This is a genomic window from Thermoplasma sp. Kam2015 (assembly GCF_003205235.1).
GTDB lineage: Archaea > Thermoplasmatota > Thermoplasmata > Thermoplasmatales > Thermoplasmataceae > Thermoplasma.
Window position 1 is genome coordinate 1 of the sequence record NZ_QJSM01000013.1, and the last position, 6,349, is coordinate 6,349.

The 6,349-nt window shown below is 43.6% G+C and carries 9 protein-coding genes; 6 read left to right on the top strand and 3 right to left on the bottom strand.

The genetic code is table 11. The annotated features are described in order from the left end of the window. Both DMB44_RS09530 and DMB44_RS01250 read right to left on the bottom strand, forming a co-directional pair. Positions 1-227, bottom strand: a 227-nt coding sequence (locus tag DMB44_RS09530) for a hypothetical protein (RefSeq protein ID WP_237265214.1), incomplete at its 3' end; no start/stop codon positions are given. Next, positions 224-808: an IS607 family transposase gene (locus tag DMB44_RS01250; protein WP_110640248.1), complete on the bottom strand. Its 585-nt coding sequence runs from the start codon at positions 806-808 to the stop codon at positions 224-226. The genes DMB44_RS01250 and DMB44_RS09530, both read right to left, overlap by 4 nt. A 233-nt stretch (positions 809-1,041) precedes the next feature. Between DMB44_RS01250 and DMB44_RS01255 the strand changes: the two genes are divergently transcribed. Continuing rightward, a complete protein-coding gene (locus DMB44_RS01255) occupies positions 1,042-1,386 on the top strand; it encodes a hypothetical protein (protein ID WP_110640249.1) in 345 nt (114 codons plus the stop codon). A gap of 3 nt (positions 1,387-1,389) precedes the next feature. Here the strand turns inward: DMB44_RS01255 and hutH are convergent, their stop codons facing one another. After that, a complete protein-coding gene (gene hutH / locus DMB44_RS01260) occupies positions 1,390-2,880 on the bottom strand; it encodes a histidine ammonia-lyase (protein ID WP_110640252.1) in 1,491 nt (496 codons plus the stop codon). 159 nt (positions 2,881-3,039) lie between these two features. Between hutH and DMB44_RS01265 the strand changes: the two genes are divergently transcribed. The 5 genes from DMB44_RS01265 (at position 3,040) to aroF (ending at position 5,890) form a co-directional block, all read left to right on the top strand. Continuing rightward, the gene (locus DMB44_RS01265; RefSeq protein WP_110640253.1) at positions 3,040-3,273 is read left to right on the top strand and encodes a helix-turn-helix domain-containing protein; all 234 of its coding nucleotides are present in this window, start codon (positions 3,040-3,042) and stop codon (positions 3,271-3,273) included. A gap of 88 nt (positions 3,274-3,361) precedes the next feature. Then, positions 3,362-3,700, top strand: coding sequence for a carboxymuconolactone decarboxylase family protein (locus DMB44_RS01270; protein ID WP_110640254.1), 339 nt, complete (start codon positions 3,362-3,364; stop codon positions 3,698-3,700). A gap of 125 nt (positions 3,701-3,825) precedes the next feature. After that, positions 3,826-4,359, top strand: coding sequence for a chorismate mutase (locus DMB44_RS01275; RefSeq protein WP_110640250.1), 534 nt, complete (start codon positions 3,826-3,828; stop codon positions 4,357-4,359). After that, positions 4,356-4,946 carry a prephenate dehydrogenase/arogenate dehydrogenase family protein gene (locus tag DMB44_RS01280; RefSeq protein WP_110640251.1) on the top strand — a complete coding sequence of 197 codons (591 nt, stop codon included), beginning with the start codon at positions 4,356-4,358 and terminating at the stop codon, positions 4,944-4,946. The genes DMB44_RS01275 and DMB44_RS01280 overlap by 4 nt, the downstream gene beginning before the upstream one ends. After that, complete coding sequence (gene aroF, locus DMB44_RS01285; protein WP_237265215.1) at positions 4,943-5,890, top strand: 3-deoxy-7-phosphoheptulonate synthase; 948 nt, start codon at positions 4,943-4,945, stop codon at positions 5,888-5,890. The genes DMB44_RS01280 and aroF overlap by 4 nt, the downstream gene beginning before the upstream one ends. Positions 5,891-6,349 lie beyond the last annotated feature (459 nt).

Genomic DNA, 6,349 nt, shown 5'->3' on the forward strand with positions numbered 1-6,349 from the left:
TGTTTGGCGTAATCAATATTGTTATCATAATATTTCTTTAATGATCTTCTAAGGGTAATGGGGGATGGCAGTTCATTGTTGTTGGATTTGGCTATCGAGTATGCATTTATTATAGCCTTATTTATTAAATCTCTCATATCAGTTAAATATTTCAGAATAATATCATCTGGAGTATAGCCGAATACTATAGTTCTTTTATCACCTTTGGATTTCCATAAATGGCTCATTCTTTTAGTGCCTCCAGTATGTTTTTCATTTTATGTGACCTCAATCCATACAATCTTGCTGAGAACGATGTTATTATGGATATCAAATCCATTGTGAGCCCCTCGTTGGCCGATAATATTTCATTGCCATCTGTTTCTATAATATTTGTATTATGCATTTTGCATATACTTTCTATTGAACCAAAACAGAATCTTGCCAGCCTATCCTTGTGTGTAATGTAAATATTGTTTATTTCATCGTTCTCTATTCTATTCAATAATTCATTGAATCCCCTTCTATTGAACTTCAATCCTGATCTTATATCTGAATATACAATAGCATCGGGATATGATGATCTTAATCTGTTTATCTGATTGTATAAATCATTCTTCTGGTCATTTGATGATACCCTTGCATATACTGCATCTACTCTATTGTTTTTTATTCCCAATATTCTGTTTATTTCCTTCTTTGGTACTCTCCTGAAATTATTTGATAATCTTATGTAGTGTATTTTTCCTTCACGATCCCATCTCCTCAATGTGGTTGCATCTATCTGCAGTATATCGCATGCTTCCCTGATTGTGTATATTTTACCCATATATATTGCATAACAATATATAACTATATATAAATATTCCCATAAACAGTTAAAACCCCATCACGACTGCGATCTTCATTGGCCTGGCATATGTGGCTTTCGCCGCGATCTTTGGCTATGCATTCGGTTCTCTGAGGCCTGAGCGGATAGCAAATATAGGATTCATTTCTGTGGAGGAATCCCTTTGAATGATCATTGATTAAGGTTATATACCAATTGATAATAATTATATTATGAAGAATATAGCGGTCATAGTATCGTCCGGAAAAAACGAGAAGGAAAAAGTGCTGACGGCGCTGACATTCGCCAACGTGGCAAGGAAAAATAAGCTGTTCGGAGACGTCAGGCTCATACTGTTCGGCCCAGTAGAAAGGATGGTCGCAGAGGGCGATAAGGACGTGATGAAGCTGCTCGATGACTTTGCAAGCCTAGGCGATAAGCCTGTAGCCTGCCAGGTCGTGGCAAATAACTTCAACATAGCAAACGATCTGCAGAGGGTGCAGAATCTGAAGATCGATATGGTAGGCCCAATCATAAAGGATCTTGCGGAAAAGGACTATGAATTTCTGACGTTCTGAACGTCACTGCAGCGCAGATATGAATTCGCCCTTTTCCATCATCCTTTTTATTTCCTCTATGTCGAATGATGCCGGCCTGTCAGCATCAAGAGGTTTTATTTTTTCCCTGACCTTATCGTAGATTTTCCTTGTTGATGGAGACATCCTCTTGTCTGTGAATTCGAGTGCCTGAGATCCAAGAAGATATTCTATGGCGATGATGTAACGAACATTATCTAGTATTTCGAGAAGCTTGAGCGAACCATTTGCACCCATGCTCACATGATCCTCCTGGTTGGCGGAGGTCGGAATGGTGTCGGCGGATGAGGGATAGGACAGCACCTTGTTTCTGTTGCAGAGCGCGGCAGCCGTATACTGCGGTATCATGTATCCGGAATTCAGTCCGCTGTTCTTCGTCAAAAATGGAGGCAGCCCGCTTAGATTTGTGTCAACAAGCCTGGCTATGCGCCTCTCAATCATGTTTCCCAGATCCGTCAGCGCTATAGACAGGAAATCGGCTATGAGGGCAACCGGCTCTCCATGGAAGTTTCCACCAGAAACAACCTCGTCCCCGTTGAACAGGGGATTATCCGTTGCGGAGTTTATCTCCACCGAAAGTATGTTCTCCGCAAAATCCAGCACATCCGCGACAGACCCGTACACCTGAGGTATGCACCTCAGCGTGTAGGCGTCCTGAACCTTTGTCCTGTCAGATCTCTCTACAATCTCACTGCCCTTGAGGTATTCCCTGAACCTGTTTCCAATTGCAACCTGGCCTAAGTGCGGTCTTGCTCCCAGTATCCATGGAGTGAATGCTTTGGATGTCCCATTCAGAGCCTCGAAGGAGAGGAGCGCAGATCTTAAGGCGTTCTCCAGCGTATCATGCGCATCCATCAGGGCTATGCTCAATATGCCTGCCATAAAGGACGTGCCGTTAATCAAGGCTACGCCCTCCTTTTCTTTGAATTCATATGGTTTCAGGCCGGCCTTTTCCAGAGCCTTTGACGAGTCCATCAGCCGCCCCTCATAGAATGCCTTGCCCTCTCCCATCATTGCCAAGCCTATATGCGCCAGCGGGGCAAGATCTCCGCTTGCGCCAACCGATCCGTACTTAGGCACGGCTGGTATAACGTCCTTGTTCAGCATATCCATGATCATCTTTAGAAGATCAGGTGATACCGCTGAGTATCCCACAGCGAGGCTGTTCAGCCTGACAACCATTATGGCCCTTACGTACTTCAGATCTAGATACTGGCCGACCCCGGATGAATGGCTTCTTATGAGATTTTTCTGAAGTTCGATCTCCTGATCCCTCTGGATGCGCACATTCAATAAACTGCCGAATCCTGTATTGACCCCATATACAGTTCTATCAGAATTTATGAGCTGGATAAAGGATCTGTGTTTTTCTTCGATGGATTTGAGGGTCTCGTCATTTATGCTCAGTCTGTCGCCCTCAACGGCCACGGCATATACGTCCTCAATGCTCAGCGATTTTCCATCTATCTCAATCATATAATTGAGAGCATAAGGAATCATATGTTTTTTACTGTATTTTTATTGAGTTGACTATTTTTGTTCATGATTCCTTATGCATATAATAATGCAATCTCATACCGGATATTCACGTTTTGCTGCAAGAAATATTTTTATATCAGATGGCAGTTGTCATCTGTGTATCCAAACGTGGACGTCAGGGAATTCCCACTTTCGGTCAGGTTGGTTTTCTCCTACCTGAAGGATCAAAAGATATCGGATGTGGCACATATAATGGAGGCCACGGGCCTTTCAAGGCGATCCGTGATGTACGCAGTTAGGATACTCAAAGAGGCAAACCTCATAGATATCCAGATATGCCTTTCAGATACCAGGAGGCGTTTTTACTGCGTGAAGATATCCGGTACGTGATACTGGGCATTATGTATATTATTCTTCCGATAAGTGCACATTCTGCACATTGATCAAGCTTGAAGTATTACAATCTGATATTGATTATATGGATGCATCGGAAAAATTGGGTGAGATAAACGAAGTGTTCAGACTTAGCAAGAAGTTGAAACCTGAGATCACAGATAAGTTTCTGTCCTTTATGGAATCTACTCTTGGGAATGGTTCTCTTGATGTTAAGACAAAGGAACTGATCGCTCTGTCGCTTTCTTTGGCGCTACAGTGTGAGTGGTGCATACCTTATCATACCGCAAAGTGCCTGGAGGCAGGGTGCAGTGAAGAAGAGATGATCGAAGCATCATATATATCAGCTATAATGGCCGGAACACCGGCTTTGATGAACGTAAAGATCATGGCCGACGCGATTGAGCAGCTAAAAAATAAATGATTGAAATATTAGATATCTTAATATGTTTATAAGTTTACTATATCTATACTATATATTCTGACAACTTTTCATTTATCAAGAGAAAATTTAAGAATGATAGACATATACACGCATTATGAAGTCTGGTGGTTCACTTTATAGACCTTGAGGATCTCAGGGCTAAAGTGCTGGAAAATACAAGGCAGCTAGTTCTTCTCATGAATGAGCGCATGGAGCTTGCAAGGCATATTGCCGAAATAAAGGGCGATCATGGAATGCAGATAAGGGATCCGGTGAGAGAGGCGCTCGTCAGGCAGGAGCTTAAGACGGACAACCCCCTTCTGAACCTGATATTTGAGGCAACGATAGTGGAGCAGGTTGGCGGGATAAAGCTCGACGATCCTATACAGTTATCCGGTACCCGCGACAGTCTGATGTTCATTCTAGGCCTCTTCATCTGCAGGCCGGGTCTTGAAGTTCACAGTAAGAACGTTCCTGAGAGCTTCATTAAGGGATGCTCCGTAAGCGGCGGCCATTTCGTTGATGGAGATTCGGCATGCGGCATGCTGATCGATATAGGTTCAGGCTTTCCGGTTCGGCTGACTGATAAAAGTATGACCATATTCCCGGATGCGCTGGATATGCGTAATAAAAACAATATTCTGAGAGTGAGGCTTTGAAGGCAGCGATCATAGGCAGGGAGGGCAGGATCGGCAGAGTGATCTCTGACATATTGCAGAATAACGGCGTAGAGATCGATGATGACGCCGATCTGGCATTTCTATGTGTTCCAATAAGGCCGGCCATCGATTACATAGAGAAGGGAGGGCATACCTATGTGGAGGTATCTTCCGTCAAATCCGCATTCAAGAGATTCGCCGGATCCATAGTGAGCATACATCCCCTGTTTGGGCCGTCCAGCTACAGGGATGGGATGCACCGGACCATCGTTTTCATAAACGATATATCAAACGTAAAATATAAAGAGATAATAGAGGAAATGTTCAGAGGCTACGAAATAGTATCCATGAGTGCCGAAGAACACGATCGAATGATGGTAAATGACATGATAATTCCATATCTTATGTCGATGATAGCGAAGCGGACGGATGCAAAATACAGAACGCGATCCTTCGACCTTATGAAGAGCCTCGCATCCATAGTCGATGGAGAGAATCAGGAGGTACTGATGGATACCATAAAGCTGAATCCCTATGCAGGCGTCGCAAGGGAGACCATAGAGGAAATTCTTGAGGTGATTTCATGATAGTAATTGCAAAGGACGAAAACGATAAAAGAACGATTCAGGAGGATCTGGAAAAGAGAGGATCGGAATACCATATGATAAAGCTCTACGATAATTATGTGTTCATGTCGGACGGCGGCGATGAGGAAAAGGACAGGCTCTACTCTCGAAAATTCAGGAAGAAGAGCATAATAGACGTCTCCGGTGTCAGGATAGGCGAGGGCCTTAAGATAGCTGCCGGGCCCTGCTCGGTGGAAAACGAGGAGATGATTCTGGATATAGCCAGATCTGTCAAGGCAGCGGGTGCAGATATGATCAGGGGCGGCGCCTTCAAGCCGAGAACTTCGCCGTATTCGTTTCAGGGCCTGGGCGAAGACGGAATAAAATATCTGGTTGAAGCAAAGGAGGAAACTGGACTCCCCATTGTAACAGAGATAATGAATCCCGCATACTACAGGTACTTCGATGGAGTGGATATGCTGCAGGTCGGATCCAGAAACGCGCAGAATTTCGATCTACTCAGATTCCTCGGGAAGCAGAAGAAGCCGGTGCTTCTCAAGAATGGTATGGGAAACACAGCAAAGGAATGGCTGGAAACCGCGGAATACATACTGTCTGGAGGAAATGGAAATGTAGTTCTCTGCTACAGAGGGGTCAGAGGCATAGAGAATTCGACGCGCTTCACAATGAACGTTGGAAGCATAATCTACGCAAAGTCAGAGACGCATCTGCCAATATGCGCAGATCCCAGCCATGCCTCGGGAAGACGTGATTTTGTCGAATCCATGGCGCTCGCTTCAGTGGCCGCTGGCGCGGACATGCTGGAGATAGAGGTTCATAACGATCCGGAGAGGGCATTATCCGATGCGGATCAACAGATAACGCCTTTCGATCTAAAGAGAATAATAGAGAAGGCAAGGGCTCTAAAAAGGGAGCTCGATGCCTGGAGCAAGCAACAATATTGAAAAATCTCATACATCGATCAAAATACTGGATTTCCGTATTTTTCGGTTATCTGTATTTTCATAGATAGCATCATCGGCCCTGGCCTATACGAAATATGCATGGAAGGCAAAGATGTCTATGCGGAAGAGAATATCCGAGGATTCTGATCAGAGGAAGCCCAATTTATGAGCAATATCCATCCGCACAAAATGTATAATCCGTAATTCTAATAACTATTTATACAAATACTGTATTATATTATTAACTATGAAAGCTAATGCGGTATTAAATCTGCTACGAATATCATGAAAGACGCTTTATGTATACGCCTCAACGGGGAAGAAAAGTTCAATGGAGATAGGCTATGAAAACGATGAGAACTGAACAGATCTTTATCCATGATAATGGCGTAATATCCAGAATGTGCCATGTATCAAAGAACCTATATAATCAGGTAAATTATATCCTAAGAAACCAGT